This window comes from Streptomyces sp. NPDC001222 (assembly GCF_042896945.1).
Lineage (GTDB): Bacteria > Actinomycetota > Actinomycetes > Streptomycetales > Streptomycetaceae > Streptomyces > Streptomyces gibsoniae.
This window is the reverse complement of record NZ_JBIAXT010000043.1, coordinates 12,375-28,783: the sequence shown is the minus strand read 5'-3', so window position 1 is coordinate 28,783 and position 16,409 is coordinate 12,375. Positions and strand designations below refer to the sequence as shown.

The 16,409-nt window shown below is 69.9% G+C and carries 13 protein-coding genes and 1 pseudogene; 11 read left to right on the top strand and 3 right to left on the bottom strand.

The annotated features are described in order from the left end of the window. The first annotated feature begins 40 nt into the window (after window positions 1-40). Complete coding sequence (locus tag ACFY2Z_RS36630; protein ID WP_390748311.1) at window positions 41-1,669, top strand: MFS transporter; 1,629 nt, start codon at window positions 41-43, stop codon at window positions 1,667-1,669. A 237-nt stretch (window positions 1,670-1,906) separates the two neighbouring features. Continuing rightward, entirely contained in the window at window positions 1,907-2,245 is a 339-nt protein-coding gene (locus ACFY2Z_RS36625) for a small hydrophobic protein (RefSeq protein WP_390748310.1), read from the top strand. A gap of 145 nt (window positions 2,246-2,390) precedes the next feature. On the opposite strand, the pseudogene ACFY2Z_RS36620 reads toward ACFY2Z_RS36625, so the two are convergent. Continuing rightward, a pseudogene (locus tag ACFY2Z_RS36620) lies at window positions 2,391-2,525 on the bottom strand (two pore domain potassium channel family protein); the annotation flags it as partial. 69 nt (window positions 2,526-2,594) lie between these two features. Continuing rightward, window positions 2,595-5,342 (bottom strand): pyruvate dehydrogenase (acetyl-transferring), homodimeric type, encoded by a 2,748-nt coding sequence (aceE, locus tag ACFY2Z_RS36615; protein WP_390748309.1) that lies wholly within the window; start codon window positions 5,340-5,342, stop codon window positions 2,595-2,597. Between the two features lie 427 nt (window positions 5,343-5,769). On the opposite strand from aceE, the gene ACFY2Z_RS36610 reads away from it, so the two are divergent. From ACFY2Z_RS36610 to ACFY2Z_RS36585, 6 genes are all read left to right on the top strand, one after another. Continuing rightward, window positions 5,770-6,207, top strand: coding sequence for a DUF3052 domain-containing protein (locus ACFY2Z_RS36610; protein ID WP_355907456.1), 438 nt, complete (start codon window positions 5,770-5,772; stop codon window positions 6,205-6,207). Window positions 6,208-6,400: 193 nt separating this feature from the next. Then, window positions 6,401-6,859 carry a peroxiredoxin gene (locus ACFY2Z_RS36605; protein WP_311698293.1) on the top strand — a complete coding sequence of 153 codons (459 nt, stop codon included), beginning with the start codon at window positions 6,401-6,403 and terminating at the stop codon, window positions 6,857-6,859. Between the two features lie 113 nt (window positions 6,860-6,972). After that, a complete protein-coding gene (locus ACFY2Z_RS36600) occupies window positions 6,973-7,548 on the top strand; it encodes a TerD family protein (RefSeq protein WP_311698294.1) in 576 nt (191 codons plus the stop codon). A gap of 586 nt (window positions 7,549-8,134) precedes the next feature. Continuing rightward, a complete protein-coding gene (locus ACFY2Z_RS36595) occupies window positions 8,135-8,710 on the top strand; it encodes a TerD family protein (protein WP_311698295.1) in 576 nt (191 codons plus the stop codon). Window positions 8,711-8,761: 51 nt separating this feature from the next. Further along, window positions 8,762-9,910: a DUF475 domain-containing protein gene (locus tag ACFY2Z_RS36590; RefSeq protein ID WP_311698296.1), complete on the top strand. Its 1,149-nt coding sequence runs from the start codon at window positions 8,762-8,764 to the stop codon at window positions 9,908-9,910. Window positions 9,911-10,083: 173 nt separating this feature from the next. Beyond that, on the top strand, window positions 10,084-10,815 hold the full coding sequence (locus ACFY2Z_RS36585; RefSeq protein ID WP_390748308.1) for a Tellurium resistance: 732 nt from the start codon (window positions 10,084-10,086) through the stop codon (window positions 10,813-10,815). A gap of 31 nt (window positions 10,816-10,846) precedes the next feature. Here ACFY2Z_RS36585 and ACFY2Z_RS36580 read toward each other — a convergent pair whose 3' ends face one another. After that, window positions 10,847-11,725 (bottom strand): TerD family protein, encoded by an 879-nt coding sequence (locus ACFY2Z_RS36580; protein WP_390748307.1) that lies wholly within the window; start codon window positions 11,723-11,725, stop codon window positions 10,847-10,849. A gap of 233 nt (window positions 11,726-11,958) precedes the next feature. Here ACFY2Z_RS36580 and ACFY2Z_RS36575 point away from each other — a divergent pair, with 233 nt between their 5' ends. The 3 genes from ACFY2Z_RS36575 to ACFY2Z_RS36565 are packed head-to-tail and all read left to right on the top strand — an operon-like array spanning window position 11,959 to window position 16,409. Next, on the top strand, window positions 11,959-13,125 hold the full coding sequence (locus ACFY2Z_RS36575; RefSeq protein ID WP_390748306.1) for an HpcH/HpaI aldolase/citrate lyase family protein: 1,167 nt from the start codon (window positions 11,959-11,961) through the stop codon (window positions 13,123-13,125). Next, entirely contained in the window at window positions 13,126-15,600 is a 2,475-nt protein-coding gene (locus ACFY2Z_RS36570; RefSeq protein WP_390748305.1) for a phosphoribosyltransferase, read from the top strand. Continuing rightward, complete coding sequence (locus ACFY2Z_RS36565) at window positions 15,597-16,409, top strand: HAD family hydrolase (protein WP_390748304.1); 813 nt, start codon at window positions 15,597-15,599, stop codon at window positions 16,407-16,409. Before ACFY2Z_RS36570 ends, ACFY2Z_RS36565 begins: the two co-directional genes overlap by 4 nt.

Genomic DNA, 16,409 nt, shown 5'->3' with positions numbered 1-16,409 from the left:
GGTTTGTCAACTGTCAGTGACTGTCACTAGCCTCGAAAACATGACTAGTCAGACCACCGTCGACGCGACGGAACCGGGGGACAGGACTTCCGGCCCGTCGGCAGCACCGCAGGAGCGGGCCCCGGACCGCGGCCTGCGTGGACATCCGTGGCTCACCCTCGTCTCTGTCGCCATCGGCGTGATGATGGTCGCGCTGGACGGCACCATCGTGGCCATCGCCAACCCGGCCATCGCCAAGGACCTCGGCGCCAGCTTCTCCGACGTCCAGTGGATCACCAACGCCTACTTCCTCGCCCTCGCGGTCACCCTGATCACCGCGGGCAAGCTCGGCGACCGCTTCGGTCACCGGCAGACGTTCCTGATCGGTGTGGTCGGCTTCGCCAGTGCCTCCGGCGCCATCGGCCTGTCCGACAGCATCGCCCTCGTCGTGACCTTCCGTGTCTTCCAGGGCCTGTTCGGCGCGCTGCTGATGCCGGCCGCCCTCGGCCTGCTGCGGGCCACCTTCCCGGCCGAGAAGCTGAACATGGCGATCGGCATCTGGGGCATGGTCATCGGCGCCTCCACCGCGGGCGGCCCGATCCTCGGCGGCCTGCTCGTCCAGCACGTCAGCTGGCAGTCCGTCTTCTTCATCAACGTGCCGGTCGGCGCGCTCGCGCTCGTCCTCGGTCTGTTCATCCTCCTCGACCACCGGGCCGAGAACGCGCCGCGCTCCTTCGACCTGCTCGGCATCGGGCTGCTGTCGGGCGCGATGTTCTGTCTGGTCTGGGCGCTCATCAAGGCGCCCACCTGGGGCTGGGGCGACGGCAAGACCTGGCTGTTCATCGGCGCGTCCGTGCTGGGCTTCGTCCTCTTCTCCGTCTGGGAGACGAGGGTGCGGGAGCCGCTGATCCCGCTCGGGCTGTTCCGTTCGGTGCCGCTGTCCGCGGGCGTCGTCCTGATGGTCCTCATGGCGATCGCCTTCATGGGCGGTCTGTTCTTCGTCACCTTCTATCTCCAGAACGTGCACGGGATGAGCCCGGTCAACGCGGGCCTGCATCTGCTGCCGCTGACCGGCATGATGATCGTCGGCTCCCCCCTCGCGGGCCTGCTGATCACCAAGGCCGGCCCGCGCATCCCGCTGGCCGGCGGCATGCTCCTCACCGCGATCGCGATGTTCGGCATGTCGAAGCTCGAGGCGGGCACGGGCAGCGGCGTCATGTCCGTCTGGTTCGCGCTGCTGGGCCTCGGCCTCGCCCCCGTGATGGTCGGCGCCACCGAGGTGATCGTCGGCAACGCGCCGATGGAGCTGTCCGGCGTCGCCGGCGGTCTCCAGCAGGCTGCGATGCAGATCGGCGGAAGCCTCGGCACGGCGGTCCTGGGCGCGGTCATGGCCTCCCGTGTGGACAGCGACCTCCCGGGCAACTGGGCCGCGGCCAAGCTGCCGCCGCTCGCCCCCGCCCAGCTCGACCAGGTCTCGCAGCTGGTCCAGCAGGGTGTCGCGCCGGTGCAGAAGGGCACGCCGGCCCCGATCGCAGCGAAGATCGCGGGCGTCGCGCACGACACGTTCATCTCCGGCATGAGCCTGGCCTGCCTGGTGGCCGCGGGTGTCGCGGCCGTCGCGGTGCTGGTCGCGCTGCTCACCAAGCGGGGCGACAACGCGGAGGCGGGCGCGGGGGCCGCGCACATCTGACACGCCGTTCCGCGGGCGCGTTCACCCATCAGGGTGAACGCGCTAAAGATCCCTCCCATCGGGTGCGCGCCGCAGGCCACAGTGGATCACGTCCTTCGTACGGCTGGGGCGTACGGACCAAGGACGGCCGGGCTGCGGCGCGCTGCTGGAGGGGGGCAGCGCGCAGGCAGGAATCGGTGGGGGAGACGGGGGCACCCGCACATCAAGCCCGAACGGACCGACGAGTTCAGGGAGTTGATGATGGCGGGCTATGGACACGGCACGCGCAGGTACCCCCGCTCGCGGGGCCGGATGTGGTCACGATGGGGGTCCCCCCTGTTCGAGGGAAGCCGAGAACTTGGGGGAGGGTCGGATCGCGCAACGCTCGGGGTCGTCGGACTCGTCTGCGCGATCGCGGGCTTCTTCGCCCTCGGCATCATCCTCGGACCCGTCGCGGTGATCTGCGGCTGGCTGGCCATGGGCCGTAGCTGGGCGGGCAGCCGCCCGCTGTCGGCCGTGGTCGCCCTGGTCCTGGGCGCGATCGACACGCTGCTGGCGATCGTCTGGCTGGCCGGCCCCGGGAACGGACTGCTCTGACCCGAGGGGCGGAGCCGGACGGGTCCTCGGCCAGAGGGTGTCGCTCACCCTCTACGGCCGGGGCCCCCCTTGTCATGCGCCTGCGCGAGAGGCACGGACACCTCCGACAGCGTGGCGACCTCGGTCCGCAGCGCTCGTACCTCCTCGGTCGGCGCACCCCGTGTTCCACGGTCGTCATCGTCGTGAACGACCGCCACACGGCGTCGCCCGGCGTCCTGATGTTCCCGTTCGGCGGCTCCCGCTCCACCACCGGCACGGCCGGCGACCAGACCAGGACAACGGGCAGGGGCGGCAGGACAGCCGTCCCCGCCGCCCCTGATCCGTCCGGGCAGGCATCCTGCCGCGGCGCCTACGCGTCGCCGCCCGGCGCCCCGGGGCCGGCCGCGGTCACGTCCAGCAGCCGGTAGCGATCGATGGCCTGCTTCAGCACCGAGCGGTCCAGTTTGCCCGCCCCGGCAAGCTCGGTGAGCACCGCGACCACGATCGACTCGGCGTCGATGTGGAAGTAGCGGCGGGCCGCACCGCGCGTGTCCGCGAAGCCGAAGCCGTCCGCGCCCAGGGACTGGTAGGCGCCCGGCACCCAGCGCGCGATCTGGTCCGGAACCGACCGCATCCAGTCGGACACCGCCACGAACGGGCCCTCCGCGCCGCCCAGCTTCCGCGTCACGTACGGGACCTGCTGCTCCTCCTCCGGATGCAGCAGGTTGTGCTCCTCGCACGCCACGGCCTCGCGCCGCAGCTCGTTCCAGGAGGTCGCCGACCAGACGTCCGCCCGCACGTTCCAGTCGTCGGCGAGGATCCGCTGCGCCTCAAGGGCCCACGGCACCGCCACACCCGACGCCATGATCTGCGCCGGCACCGTGCCCGAGGTGCCCTCGCTGATCCGGTGGATGCCCTTGAGGATGCCCTCGACGTCCACGTTCGCGGGCTCGGCCGGCTGCTGGATCGGCTCGTTGTAGACGGTGAGGTAGTAGAAGACGTCCTCGCCGTGCGGGTGCTCCGCCGAGCTGCCGTACATCCGGCGCAGACCGTCCTGCACGATGTGGGCGATCTCGTAGCCGTAGGCCGGGTCGTAGGCCACGCACGCCGGGTTGGTCGAGGCGAGCAGCTGGGAGTGTCCGTCCGCGTGCTGCAGGCCCTCGCCGGTCAGGGTCGTACGACCGGCGGTCGCACCCAGGGCGAAACCGCGCGACAACTGGTCGGCCATCTGCCAGAACTGGTCGCCGGTCCGCTGGAAACCGAACATCGAGTAGAAGACGTACACCGGGATCAGCGGTTCGCCGTGTGTCGCGTACGCCGAACCCGCCGCGATCAGCGAGGCCGTGCAGCCCGCCTCCGAGATGCCGTCGTGCAGCATCTGCCCGGTCGGCGACTCCTTGTAGGCGAGCAGCAGATCGCGGTCCACCGACTCGTACTGCTGGCCGAGCGGGTTGTAGATCTTCGCGGTCGGGAAGAACGAGTCCATGCCGAACGTGCGGTACTCGTCCGGCGCGATCAGCACGAACCGCCTGCCGAGTTCCTTGTCCCGCATCAGGTCCTTGAGGAGCCGGACAAAGGCCATGGTCGTGGCGATCGACTGCTGGCCCGAGCCCTTCTTCACGGATGCGTACGCGGCATCGCCCGGCAGCTGCAGCGGCTTGGAGCGCACGACGCGTGTCGGCACATACCCGCCGAGCGACCTGCGCCGGTCGTGCATGTACTGCATCTCCTCCGTGTCCCGCCCCGGGTGGTAGTACGGCGGCAGGCCGGACTCCAGGTCCCTGTCGGAGATCGGCAGGTGCAGACGGTCGCGGAAGTGCTTCAGGTCGTCGACCGTCAGCTTCTTCATCTGGTGCGTCGCGTTGCGGCCCTCGAAGTTGGGGCCGAGCGTCCAGCCCTTGATCGTCTTGGCCAGGATCACCGTCGGCTGGCCCTTGTGCTCCTTGGCCGCCTGGAACGCCGCGTAGATCTTGCGGTGGTCGTGACCGCCACGGCCCAGGTGCAGGATCTGGTCGTCGGTCATGTTCTCGACCATCGCGCGCAGCCGGTGGTCGTCGCCGAAGAAGTGCTCGCGGATGTACGCGCCGGACTCGGTGGCGTACGTCTGGAACTGGCCGTCCGGCGTCGTGTTCATCTTGTTGACCAGGATCCCGTCCCGGTCCTGCGCCAGCAGCGGGTCCCAGGTGCGGTCCCAGATCAGCTTGATCACGTTCCAGCCGGCACCCCGGAAGACCGACTCCAGTTCCTGGATGATCTTTCCGTTGCCGCGCACCGGGCCGTCCAGGCGCTGCAGATTGCAGTTGACGACGAAGGTCAGGTTGTCCAGGCCCTCGCGGGCGGCGATCGACAGCTGGCCGAGCGACTCCGGCTCGTCCATCTCGCCGTCACCGAGGAACGCCCACACGTGCGACCTGGAGGTGTCCGCGATGCCGCGCGCCTCCATGTAGCGGTTCATCCGGGCCTGGTAGATCGCCGCGATCGGGCCGAGGCCCATGGAGACCGTCGGGAACTCCCAGAAGTCCGGCATGGACCGCGGGTGCGGGTAGCTGGACAGGCCGTACGGCGCCTTGGACTTCTCCTGGCGGAAGCCGTCCAGGTGCTTCTCGCTCAGCCGGTCCAGCAGATACGCGCGGGCGTAGATGCCCGGCGAGGCGTGGCCCTGGAAGAAGACCTGGTCACCGCCGTCGCCCTCGTCCTTGCCGCGGAAGAAGTGGTTGAAGCCCACGTCGTACAGCGAGGCGGAGGAGGCGAAGGTCGCGATGTGGCCGCCGACCCCGATGCCGGGCCGCTGGGCGCGGGAGACCATCACGGCCGCGTTCCACCGCGTGGCGTTGAGGATCCTGCGCTCGATCTCCTCGTTGCCGGGGAAGAACGGCTCGCTCTTGGTGGGGATGGTGTTGACGTAGTCCGTGCTGCGCATCTCGGGCACGGCCACGCGCTTCTCGCGCGCCCGCTCGATCAGACGGAGCATCAGATAGCGGGCCCGCTCTCGGCCGCGCTCGTCCACGGCGGCGTCGAGGGAGTCGAGCCACTCCTGGGTTTCCTCGGGGTCGAAGTCAGGAACCTGACTCGGAAGGCCGCCAATGATGATCGGATTGCGATCGGATCCGGAAGCCACGCTGTTCCTTACCTGTCAGAGGGCCACTTCTGGCATGTGCCTGCGCCGCTCCCCATCGTGTACCTGGCGCGAGCGAAACGTCATCTCTACCGCGAGGTAACCATGACGGAGAACAGGGCTTCGCGGGCGGTCCCCGACCAAATCGCGACGATAGGCCCGGTCGGTGATCTATGTCGCAAAGCCATTCGAGTCTCGTACCCATGGAGGATTCCGGAATGCGCAAACCGGGCAGAACGGTGTGGTGTAGATCACCGTCGGGCGCGATACGGTGCCTGAAGTTGCGACGACACGGCCAGGATCGTCACCGTTTCGGCGGTCTGAACGGCCGGGTACTTGCGCGATCCGTCCCGCCCGTGTGGACTACGGCCAATGCTTCGCGTACGCGCGTGGCTGAGATAATCACCAAGACATGATCAGGAGGCAACCCGTGAGCGCGACCGCGGACCACGCGGAGGAGCGGACGAACCCTGCCGCGAGGCTGGGGTTCCAGCCCGAGCAGGTGGTCCAGGAGATCGGCTTCGACGACGACGTCGACCAGGAGCTCCGCGAGTCCATTGAGGAAGTCATCGGCAGCGAGCTCGTGGACGAGGAGTACGACGACGTCGCTGATGCCGTCGTGCTGTGGTTCCGCGACGAGGACGGCGACCTGACCGACGTGCTGGTGGATGCCACCACGTACATCGAAGAGGGTGGCTCGATCCTGCTCCTCACGCCGAAGACCGGGCGTACGGGGTACGTGGAGCCGAGTGACATCTCTGAAGCCGCGACGACGGCGGGCCTGTCGGCGTCCAAGAGCGTCAGCGTGGGCAAGGACTGGAGCGGGTCGCGTCTGGTGACGCCGAAGGCGGCCAAGTCCAAGCGCTGACGCTCCGCCGGCGGTGACCCACACCGCGGGCGGCCGCGTGCGGGGGTGTGCCCCCGATCCGTACCGGCCGCCCGAACGGCCTCGTCCGTGCACGCCGGACGGGCTGACATCGCTCAGCCCGTCCGTGGGCCCGCGGTGATCGCTGCGTAGGGTGGTTCCCACCCGAACAGCCTCACCGAAGGGAAGCAGGACCATGGCGATCCAGGTCGGCGACAAGGCCCCCGACTTCGAGCTCAGGGACAACCACGGCGCGACCGTGCGGCTCTCCGACTACCGCGGCCACAAGAACGTGGTGCTGCTCTTCTACCCGTTCGCCTTCACCGGCGTGTGCACCGGCGAGCTGTGCGCGCTGCGCGACAACCTGCCGCAGTTCGTCAACGACGACACCCAGCTGCTCGCCGTCTCCAACGACTCGATCCACACCCTGCGCGTCTTCGGCGAGCAGGAGGGCCTGGAGTACCCGCTGCTGTCCGACTTCTGGCCGCATGGCAACACTTCGCGCGCGTACGGCGTCTTCGACGAGGAGAAGGGTTGCGCGGTGCGAGGGACCTTCATCATCGACAAGGAGGGCGTGGTGCGGTGGACCGTCGTCAACGATCTGCCGGACGCCCGTGACCTGAACGAGTACGTGAAGGCGCTCGACACCCTGTGATTCTTCGGTTCCAAGGCCTGCAGGGCGTGGGAACCCGTCACTAGGATCGACTCGTTGATCCGACACCAACGCACGACGGGGCTCCCTGCCCCCGGACACCAATGGGAGGACTCGTGGGAGTCAGCCTCAGCAAGGGCGGCAACGTATCGCTGACCAAGGAGGCCCCCGGTCTGACCGCGGTCCTCGTCGGTCTGGGCTGGGATGTCCGCACCACGACCGGCACCGATTTCGACCTGGACGCCAGCGCTCTGCTGCTGAACCCGTCCGGCAAGGTCGTCAGCGACCAGCACTTCGTCTTCTTCAACAACCTCAAGAGCCCCGACGGCTCGGTGGAGCACACCGGCGACAACCTCACCGGTGAGGGCGAGGGCGACGACGAGGTGATCAAGGTCAACCTCGCCACCGTCCCGGCGGACGTAGAGAAGATCGTCTTCCCGGTCTCGATCTACGACGCCGAGAACCGCCAGCAGTCGTTCGGGCAGGTGCGCAACGCGTTCATCCGCGTCGTCAACCAGGCCAACCAGCAGGAGATCGCACGGTACGACCTGAGCGAGGACGCCTCCACCGAGACCGCCATGGTCTTCGGTGAGCTGTACCGCCACGGCGCGGAGTGGAAGTTCCGCGCCATCGGCCAGGGCTACGCCTCGGGACTGCGCGGCATCGCGCAGGACTTCGGCGTGAACGTCTGATCCAGGCCGACGACGGACCCGGATACGGCCCGGCCCAGGACCCGATCCTGGACCGGGCGGATCCAGGACCCACCCGGACCGGGACCTGCCGACGTGTGACGCCCTCCCGTCAGGGCGCCGGACGTAGGAGGAGGATCGTTTCTCGTCCGCCGGGCGGTGCCGTCCGTCTCGGTCGGCGGGAGGCGGCCGTCTGCGCCCCTCCACGGGTCTCGGCCGTCCGGGCGGGGAGTGGACGCCTCCGTCGGCCGTCCGCGTCCGTCGGTGGGGAAGCAGTCGTTCCTGTCCCGTCGGCCGGGAGCTGCCGTAGCCACCGGTGGCGGTCCGCCGCCGTGGACCGGGTGCCCGGCGCCCGCGCTCGGCGGTAGGTGCCGGCTCCGCCCATCGGGCGGTTTGCGTCACCGAGCGCCGTGGCAGAGCCGTCCTGGCTCGTCGGGGGGTTTCCGCCCCCGTTCGTCGGGGGAGCCACCCCCCGACCGCCGAGGGTTCCGCCCTCATGTCGCAGGATGACCACTGGGGGGACCGGCCCCCGACCGCCGGGGGTCTCCGCCCCCGGGGATGACGCAGTATCTCGGGGAGGACCAGCAACATGGGCGTCACGCTCGCCAAGGGAGGCAATGTCTCCCTCTCCAAGGCCGCGCCGAACCTCACACATGTGATGATCGGACTCGGCTGGGACGCGCGCTCCACCACCGGAGCCCCGTTCGACCTCGACGCCAGTGCGCTCCTGTGCAGCGGCGGCCGGGTCCTCGGCGATGAATGGTTCGTCTTCTACAACCAGCTCAAGAGCCCCGACGGCTCGGTGGAGCACACCGGCGACAACCTCACGGGCGACGGCGACGGCGACGACGAGACCATCCTGGTCGATCTCGCCAAGGTGCCGGCCCAGTGCGACAAGATCGTCTTCCCGGTCTCCATTCATCTGGCTGATGAGCGCGGTCAGACCTTCGGCCAGGTCAGCAATGCCTTCATCAGGGTCGTGAACCAGGCCGACGGGCAGGAACTCGCCCGCTACGACCTGAGCGAGGACGCCTCCTCGGAGACCGCGATGATCTTCGGCGAGCTCTATCGCTACGGCGGCGAATGGAAGTTCCGGGCCGTGGGACAGGGGTACGCATCCGGTCTCCGCGGGATCGCTCTAGACTTCGGAGTCAACGTTTCGTAAAGCCGGGTACGGCGACGGGGGAGCCCCCTACACATACGGATTGGGTAGCCAGTGCTTCTGAAAACCTTCGGCTGGTCGTTCGTGGTCACCGCGGTCGGCCTCGCCGCAGCGGTCCTCTACGGGGGGTGGACCGCCCTGGGCATCGTGGCGATCCTGTCCATCCTCGAGATCTCGCTGTCCTTCGACAATGCTGTGGTCAACGCCGGAATCCTGAAGAAGATGAATGCCTTCTGGCAGAAGATCTTCCTCACGGTGGGTGTGCTGATCGCGGTCTTCGGCATGCGACTGGTCTTCCCGGTCGTGATCGTCGCCATCACCGCGAAGAAGAGCCCGATAGACGCGGTGAATCTGGCGCTGACCGACAAGGACCAGTACCAGCAGCTCGTGACCGACGCGCATCCCGCGATCGCCGCGTTCGGCGGGATGTTCCTTCTGATGATCTTCCTGGACTTCATCTTCGAGGACCGGGACATCCAGTGGCTGCGCTGGATCGAGCGCCCGCTCGCCAAGCTCGGCAAGGTCGACATGCTGTCGGTCTGCATCTCCCTGGTCGTCCTGCTGATCACCTCCTTCACCTTCGCCACCCACGCCCACCAGCACGGCGGCGCGCACGTCGACAAGGCGCAGACGGTCCTGATCTCCGGTATCGCCGGTCTGATCACGTATCTGATCGTCGGTGGCCTGTCCGGCTTCTTCGAGGACCGGCTTGAGGAAGACGAGGAGCGTGAGCACGAGGAGGAGGAAGAGGCCCGGCGCACCGGCAAGGACCGCTCGGCGGTGCTGCTGGCGGGCAAGGCCGCGTTCTTCATGTTCCTCTACCTGGAGGTCCTGGACGCGTCCTTCTCCTTCGACGGTGTGATCGGTGCCTTCGCCATCACCAACGACATCATCCTGATGGCGCTCGGCCTCGGTATCGGCGCGATGTACGTCCGGTCGCTGACCGTCTACCTCGTCCGCCAGGGCACCCTCGACGACTACGTCTACCTGGAGCACGGCGCGCACTACGCGATCGGCGCGCTGGCCGTGATCCTCATGGTCACCATCCAGTACGAGATCAACGAGGTGATCACCGGTCTCGTCGGCGTCGTCCTGATCGGCTGGTCCTTCTGGTCCTCGGTGCGCCGCAATCAGGCGCTCGCCGCGGCCGAGGGAAAAGGCACGACCTCGGACGAGCTGACTGAGGTCTCGTCCGGGGTGTAGGGCCCCTGGGGCTCGGTCCGTCTGCGCACGCCCGGTCGGCTCGCTCGCCGATTGCGGCTGCCGCGTGGTGTGGACCGGGCCCCGATGAGGAACGCTCTGTTCGGGGCGGCCGTGAGGACTCGTCCTCGGCGGCCGCCCCGCGGCTGTTGAACCACAGGCACTGGGGGGCGGACATGGGTTTCTGGGACGGCGCGTGGCGCGGGCGCGCGACCGACTTCGACTCGGGCAGCGCGGCGACCAACGCGATCGAGCTGACCAAACGGCACCACCGGGTCTCGCTCACCAAGCAGGGAGCGGCGACCGGCAATCTGCGCATCAACCTGTCGTGGCGGATGCGGACCTCCGACATCGGCGGCCCCGAGCGGGGCGGTCTGCTGCGCCACCCCCTGCGGCTGTTCACCCCGGAGGTGGTGCAGGCCCACACCCAGAGCATGGTCAACGTGGACCTCGACCTGGGCTGCATGTACGAGATGAGCGACGGCTCCAAGGGCGTGGTGCAGCCGCTGGGCAACTTCTTCGGGGAGCTGAACGAACCGCCCTACATCAAACTCAGCGGCGACGACCGGTTCGGTTCCGGCACCGGTGAGACGATCTTCGTCAATCTGGACCACCGGGACGACTTCAAGCGGCTGCTGGTCTTCGTCTACATCTACGACCAGACGCCGGCGTTCGACCGTACGCACGCCGTCGTCACGCTCTACCCCAGCAGCGGCCCGCGCATCGAGATCGGCCTGGACGAGCGCCACCCGCAGGCCCGCTCCTGCGCCGTCGTGCTGATAGAGAACATCAAGGGCGAGCTGATCGTCCGCCGCGAGGTGAAGTTCGTATACGGCTTCCAGGCGGAACTGGACCGCCTGTACGGGTGGGGCCTGCAGTGGGGGCGGGGCTACAAGGCCAAGGCGTGACCGACGGCTGCCCGCCGCGCCGCTGCCGGCTCTACCGCCCGATGAACTGCGGCCCCTGCGGCGGCAGCTCGAAGTCCGGGTCGGGCACGGGCGCGGCCGTGGGGGGATAGCCGTAGGCCGGTGCGGCCACCGCGGCGGTCTCCGGCTGCGGGTAGCCGTACGCCGGCTGGGCGGTCGGCTGGGGGTAGCCGTAGGCCGGCTGTGTCGCGGGCTCCGAGGGATACCCGTACGCGGGCTGGCGCACCACCGGCTGCTCCGGCGGCAGCGGCGCCGACACCTCGGGCGGCGCGGGGACGGACGCCGTGGCCGCGAGGGCCGAGGCCGTGGTCGCCGTCGGCAGCTGACCGGTGCCGGCGGGCGGGGCCTCCGTCTCGTCGACCGAGATGCCGAAGTCGTTCGCGAGGCCCTTGAGCCCGTTGGAGTAGCCCTCACCGAGCGCCCGGAACTTCCAGCCGTCGCCCCGCCGGTACAGCTCCCCGCAGATCAGCGCCGTCTCCGCGCCCGTCTCGGGCTTGATGTCGAAGTACGCGAGCGGTTCGGCGTCGGCGGCGGACGTGTCGTACAGCAGGACGCACAGGGAGCGCACCTGGTCGAAGGGGACGTCGTCCGCGGAGGCGACCAGCAGGATCTGGCCCACGCCGGGCTCGACCCCCGTCAGATCCGTCTGGATCGTGTCGGTCAGCCCCTCCGTCTCCCGCTTCTTGCCGAGCAGCCGGACCGCCCCCGACGGGTGCCGGGGCTGGTTGTAGAAGACGAAGTCCTCGTCGGACCGCACCCGTCCGTCAGGACCGAGGAGCAGCGCCGAGGCGTCGACGTCCGGGGTGCCCTGTCCCGGCGCCCACCGCAGTACCGCCCGTACCGCGGCGGCCTTGAGCGGTACGTTCGACCCCTTCAGCATCGCGTGCGTCATGGCGTCATCCTGCCCTCTCGGTCCTGGTCACGACAACGCGGGGGTGGTGCCCTCCGGCGCGGTGTCGCACACCCCCCGCATACCACCGACCGGTCACCGACACAGCCGAGTTACCTGAACTTCATGCCCGACGGGAACCCATGACATGGAGTTCTACGTACTATTACCGGCCACCTCTTTTCGGGTCGTCCAGCCACCATTGTCCGGGTCGTCCAGCGCCACGGGGGAGTCTCATGCGTCATTTCGGGCATATCGCCCCTGGGGAGCGGCAGCGTCTCTTCCATCGGGAGCCGGCCGTCTTCACCGCCGACTCGCCCGCCCCCGTGCTCGCGGCGGCCCTCGGCGCCACCCTGTACAGCCCGGCGACCCGGCCGCACCTGGCCGACGACGTGCTCAAGCAGGCCGGCCGCGGGGTGGTCTCGATGGTGCTGTGCCTGGAGGACTCCATCGACGACGCGGACGTGGTGGACGCCGAGGAGAACCTGGTCCGCCAGTTCGCCCGTCTCGCCGCGCTCCCCGGCGCGGAACTGCCGCTGCTGTTCATCCGCGTCCGCGTCCCCGCGCAGATCCCGGACCTGGTGGCCCGGCTGGGCCCGGCCGTGCGGCTGCTCTCCGGCTTCGTCCTCCCGAAGTTCAACGAGGAGCGGGGCGTGCTGTTCATGGAGGCGCTGACCGCGGCGGAGACGGGGAGCGGACACCGGCTGTTCGCCATGCCCGTCCTGGAGTCCCCCGACCTGCTCTACCTGGAGACACGCCGGGAGGCGCTGAACGGCATCTTCCGCACGGTCGACAAGTGGCGCGACCGGGTCCTCGCGCTGCGCCTCGGCGTCACCGACTTCTGCTCCGCCTACGGCCTGCGCAGAGCGCCCGACATGACGGCGTACGACGTCCAGATCGTGGCCTCCGTGATCGCCGACGTGGTCAATGTGCTCGGGCGTGCCGACGGCACCGGGTTCACGGTGACCGGGCCGGTCTGGGAGTACTTCCGGGCCCAGGAGCGGATGTTCAAACCGCAGCTGCGCCGCAGCCCGTTCCTTGAGGGCGAGGTCGAGGAGCTGCGCGAGGCGCTGATCGAGCACGACATGGACGGGCTGCTGCGCGAGATCGCCCTCGACCGCGCCAACGGCCTGCTCGGCAAGACCTGCATCCACCCCTCGCACGTGATGCCCGTGCACGCACTGTCCGTGGTCAGCCACGAGGAGTACAGCGACGCGCAGGACATCCTGCGGCCCGAGCGCCTCGGCGGGGGTGTACTGCGCTCCGCGTACACGAACAAGATGAACGAGGTGAAGCCGCACCGCGCCTGGGCCGAGCGCACCCTCCAGCGGGCCGAGGTGTTCGGCGTCGCGAACGAGGACATCGGCTTCGTGGAGCTGCTGGCCGCCGGGGTGCCGCGCTGAATGCCGAAGCCACCGTCCAACCGTCGTACTGACGAGGAACCGAGGAAGAACGTGGTCTGGTCCGGGACCTGGGTCGCCGAGCGGCTCGGGGTGGAACTCGTCGGTGACGAGCGGCTGACCGAGCTGCTGGGGCTCGCCCTCCGGCGCAATCCCAGGCGGGCGCATCTGCTCGTCTCCAACGTGCTGGGCAAGCACGTCCCGCAGTCCCCGTCCGTCGTCCACGGCCACGGGCTGACGCTCGGCCGCCGGGTGCGGGACCTGCTGGGCGCCGACGAGGCGGGACGCGCCGTCGTGCTGGGGTACGCGGAGACGGCCACCGGCCTCGGCCACTGTGTGGCGGACGGCCTCGGCCTCGCGCCCTATCTGCACTCCACCCGCCGCCCGGTCGAGGGCGTCGCGCGCGCGGGCGGCTTCGAGGAGTCCCACTCCCATGCCACCTCGCATCTGCTGCTCCCGGAGGACCCGGCGCTGCTGGCGGGCGACGGCCCGCTGGTCCTGGTCGACGACGAGTTCTCCACCGGCAACACCGTCATGAACACGATCCGCGACCTGCACGAGCGCTATCCGAGGAAGCGGTACGTCGTCGTCGCCCTCGTCGACATGCGCTCGCCCGCCGACCTGGGACGGCTCGACGACTTCGCCCGGGAGATCGGCGCCCGGGTGGACCTGGTCACGGCCGCCGCCGGGACCGTACGACTGCCCGGGGACGTCCTGGAGAAGGGCCGGGAGCTGGTGTCCCGGCACGAGTCGGCGGTGCCCGACCGGCCCGCGCACGGCACGGTCACCCGGGTCGCGCTCGACTGGCCCAGCGGGCTGCCCGACGGCGGACGGCACGGGTTCACCCCCGGGCACCGGGCGCGTCTGGAGAGCGCCCTGCCCGCCATGGCCGCGCGGCTCGCCGCCGCACTGCCCGCCGGGGCCCGGCGGGTGCTCGTGCTCGGCTCCGAGGAGCTGATGTACGCGCCGCTCCGGCTCGCCCACGCGCTGGAGCGGCTCCAGGACGGCGAGGTGCGCTACTCCACGACCACCCGCTCGCCCGTCCTCGCGGTCGACGACCCCGGCTACGCCATACGCACCCGGATCGTCTTCCCCGCCCATGACGACCCGGCCGACGGCCCCGGCGAGCGCTACGCCTACAACGTCGCGGACGCCGGTTTCGACGCCGTCGTGGCCGTCGTGGACTCGACGGCCGACACCCCCGCGCTGCACGCGCCCGGCGGCCTCCTCGACCGGCTCGCCGCCCACACCCCGCACGTCCTGCTCGCGGTCGTCCCGAGTTACGTCCCCGCGCCCCCGTACGACCCCGAAAGGCCCGCCATGCTGTCCGAGCCCCTCCGCGGCCCCGCCTTCTCCTCGTATGCGCCCGACGAGGTCGGCTGGCTGCTGCAGGACCTCTCGGACGTCCGCCTGGAGGCGCCCACCGAGGAGCGCGAGGAGGCCGTGCAGAGCGGCGGCGCGCACTACGCCGAGTCGCTGCCGGTGGAGTACCAGCCGAGCGAGCAGTACCAGGAGCTGTTCCGCACGGCCCTCGACGCCTCGGCCGCCCGGCTCGCACAGGCCGTCGGAGTGGTCACCGAGACCGTGCTCGCCGAGCGGTCACCGCGGCCGGTCCTCGTCTCGCTCGCCCGGGCCGGCACCCCCGTCGGCGTGCTGATGCGCCGGTGGGCGCAAGCCCGGCACGGCCTCGACCTGCCGCACTACGCCGTGTCGATCGTCCGCGGCCGGGGCATCGACGCCAACGCGCTGCGCTATCTGGCCCAGCACCACGACCCCCGTGACGTCGTGTTCGTCGACGGCTGGACCGGCAAGGGCGCCATCACCCGGGAACTCGCCGAAGCGATACGCCGGTTCGAGGAGTCGGAAGGCGTCACCGGCTTCGACCCGGAGATAGCGGTGCTCGCCGACCCGGGCTCGTGCGTGCGGACCTACGGCACCCGGGAGGACTTCCTCATCCCGTCCGCCTGCCTCAACTCGACGGTGTCCGGACTGATCTCGCGCACCGTGCTGCGGGCCGACCTGGTCGGACCGCACGACTACCACGGCGCCAAGTTCTACCGCGAACTCGCCGCGGCGGACGTCTCCGTCGCCTTCCTGGACGCCGTCTCCGCCCGCTTCGCCGAGGTCGAGGAGGCCGTCGACGCGCAGGCCAAGGAACTGCTCGCCGCCGACCGCACCCCGACCTGGGAGGGCTGGGCTGCGGTGGAGCGCATCAGCGAGGAGTACGGCATCCACGATGTGAACCTCGTGAAGCCGGGCGTCGGCGAGGCCACGCGGGTACTGCTCCGCCGGGTGCCCTGGAAGATCCTGGCCCGGTCCGGGGCAGGGGCCGACCTCGGTCATGTGCGCCTGCTGGCCGAGCAGCGGGGCGTACCCGTGGAGGAGGTGGACGGGCTCCCGTACACCTGCGTGGGCCTGATCCACCCCCGGTACACGCGGGGCGCCACCGGCGCCGACGGCCGGGCGGTGACCGCATGAGCCCCGTGCTGGTCGCCAGCGACCTCGACCGTACGCTGATCTACTCGTCGGCGGCGCTCGCGCTCACCATGCCGGACGCGAGGGCGCCCCGGCTGCTGTGTGTCGAGGTGCACGAGAGCAAGCCGCTGTCGTACATGACCGAGACCGCGGCGCAGCTGCTCACCGAACTCGGTGACCGGACGGTGTTCGTGCCGACCACGACCCGCACCCGCAAGCAGTACCAGCGCATCAATCTGCCCGGCCCCACGCCGCCGTACGCGATCTGCGCCAACGGCGGCCATCTGCTCGTCGACGGCGTCTCCGACCACGACTGGTACACGGCGGTGCTCGCCCGGCTCGCGGAGGAGTGCGCGCCGCTGGCCGAGGTGCGGGACCATCTGGCGGCCACCGCGGACCCGGCCTGGGTACGCAAGCACCGGGCCGCCGAGGATTTGTTCGTCTATCTCGTGGTGGAGCGCGAGCTGCTGCCCGAGGAGTGGGTCAAGGAGCTGGCGGTCTGGGCGGAGAACCGCGGCTGGACGGTGTCGCTGCAGGGCCGGAAGATCTACGCCGTGCCGAAGCCGCTCACCAAGAGCGCGGCGATGCGCGAGGTCGCCCGCCGCACCGGTGCCTCGCTGACGCTGGCCGCCGGGGACTCCCTGCTGGACGCGGACCTGCTGCTCGCCGCCGACCTCGGCTGGCGTCCCGGACACGGCGAACTCGCCGACGCCGACTGGACGGCACCGGGAATCAGCGCCCTGCCCGAGCGGGGCGTGGCGGCCGGGGAGCGCATCCTGCGTGAGTTTCTGAAGGCGGCGCATCAGGCGTAG

What these genes read in the sequence shown, in the direction of transcription:
- ACFY2Z_RS36630 (WP_390748311.1), top strand. Translation starts at nt 41, where the DNA reads ATGACTAGTCAGACCACCGTCGACGCGACGGAACCGGGGGACAGGACT.
- ACFY2Z_RS36625 (WP_390748310.1), top strand. Translation starts at nt 1,907, where the DNA reads ATGATGGCGGGCTATGGACACGGCACGCGCAGGTACCCCCGCTCGCGG.
- ACFY2Z_RS36605 (WP_311698293.1), top strand. Translation starts at nt 6,401, where the DNA reads ATGGCGATCCAGGTCGGCGACAAGGCCCCCGACTTCGAGCTCAGGGAC.
- ACFY2Z_RS36595 (WP_311698295.1), top strand. Translation starts at nt 8,135, where the DNA reads ATGGGCGTCACGCTCGCCAAGGGAGGCAATGTCTCCCTCTCCAAGGCC.
- ACFY2Z_RS36585 (WP_390748308.1), top strand. Translation starts at nt 10,084, where the DNA reads ATGGGTTTCTGGGACGGCGCGTGGCGCGGGCGCGCGACCGACTTCGAC.
- ACFY2Z_RS36580 (WP_390748307.1), bottom strand. Translation starts at nt 11,725, where the DNA reads ATGACGCACGCGATGCTGAAGGGGTCGAACGTACCGCTCAAGGCCGCC.
- ACFY2Z_RS36575 (WP_390748306.1), top strand. Translation starts at nt 11,959, where the DNA reads ATGCGTCATTTCGGGCATATCGCCCCTGGGGAGCGGCAGCGTCTCTTC.
- ACFY2Z_RS36570 (WP_390748305.1), top strand. Translation starts at nt 13,126, where the DNA reads ATGCCGAAGCCACCGTCCAACCGTCGTACTGACGAGGAACCGAGGAAG.
- ACFY2Z_RS36565 (WP_390748304.1), top strand. Translation starts at nt 15,597, where the DNA reads ATGAGCCCCGTGCTGGTCGCCAGCGACCTCGACCGTACGCTGATCTAC.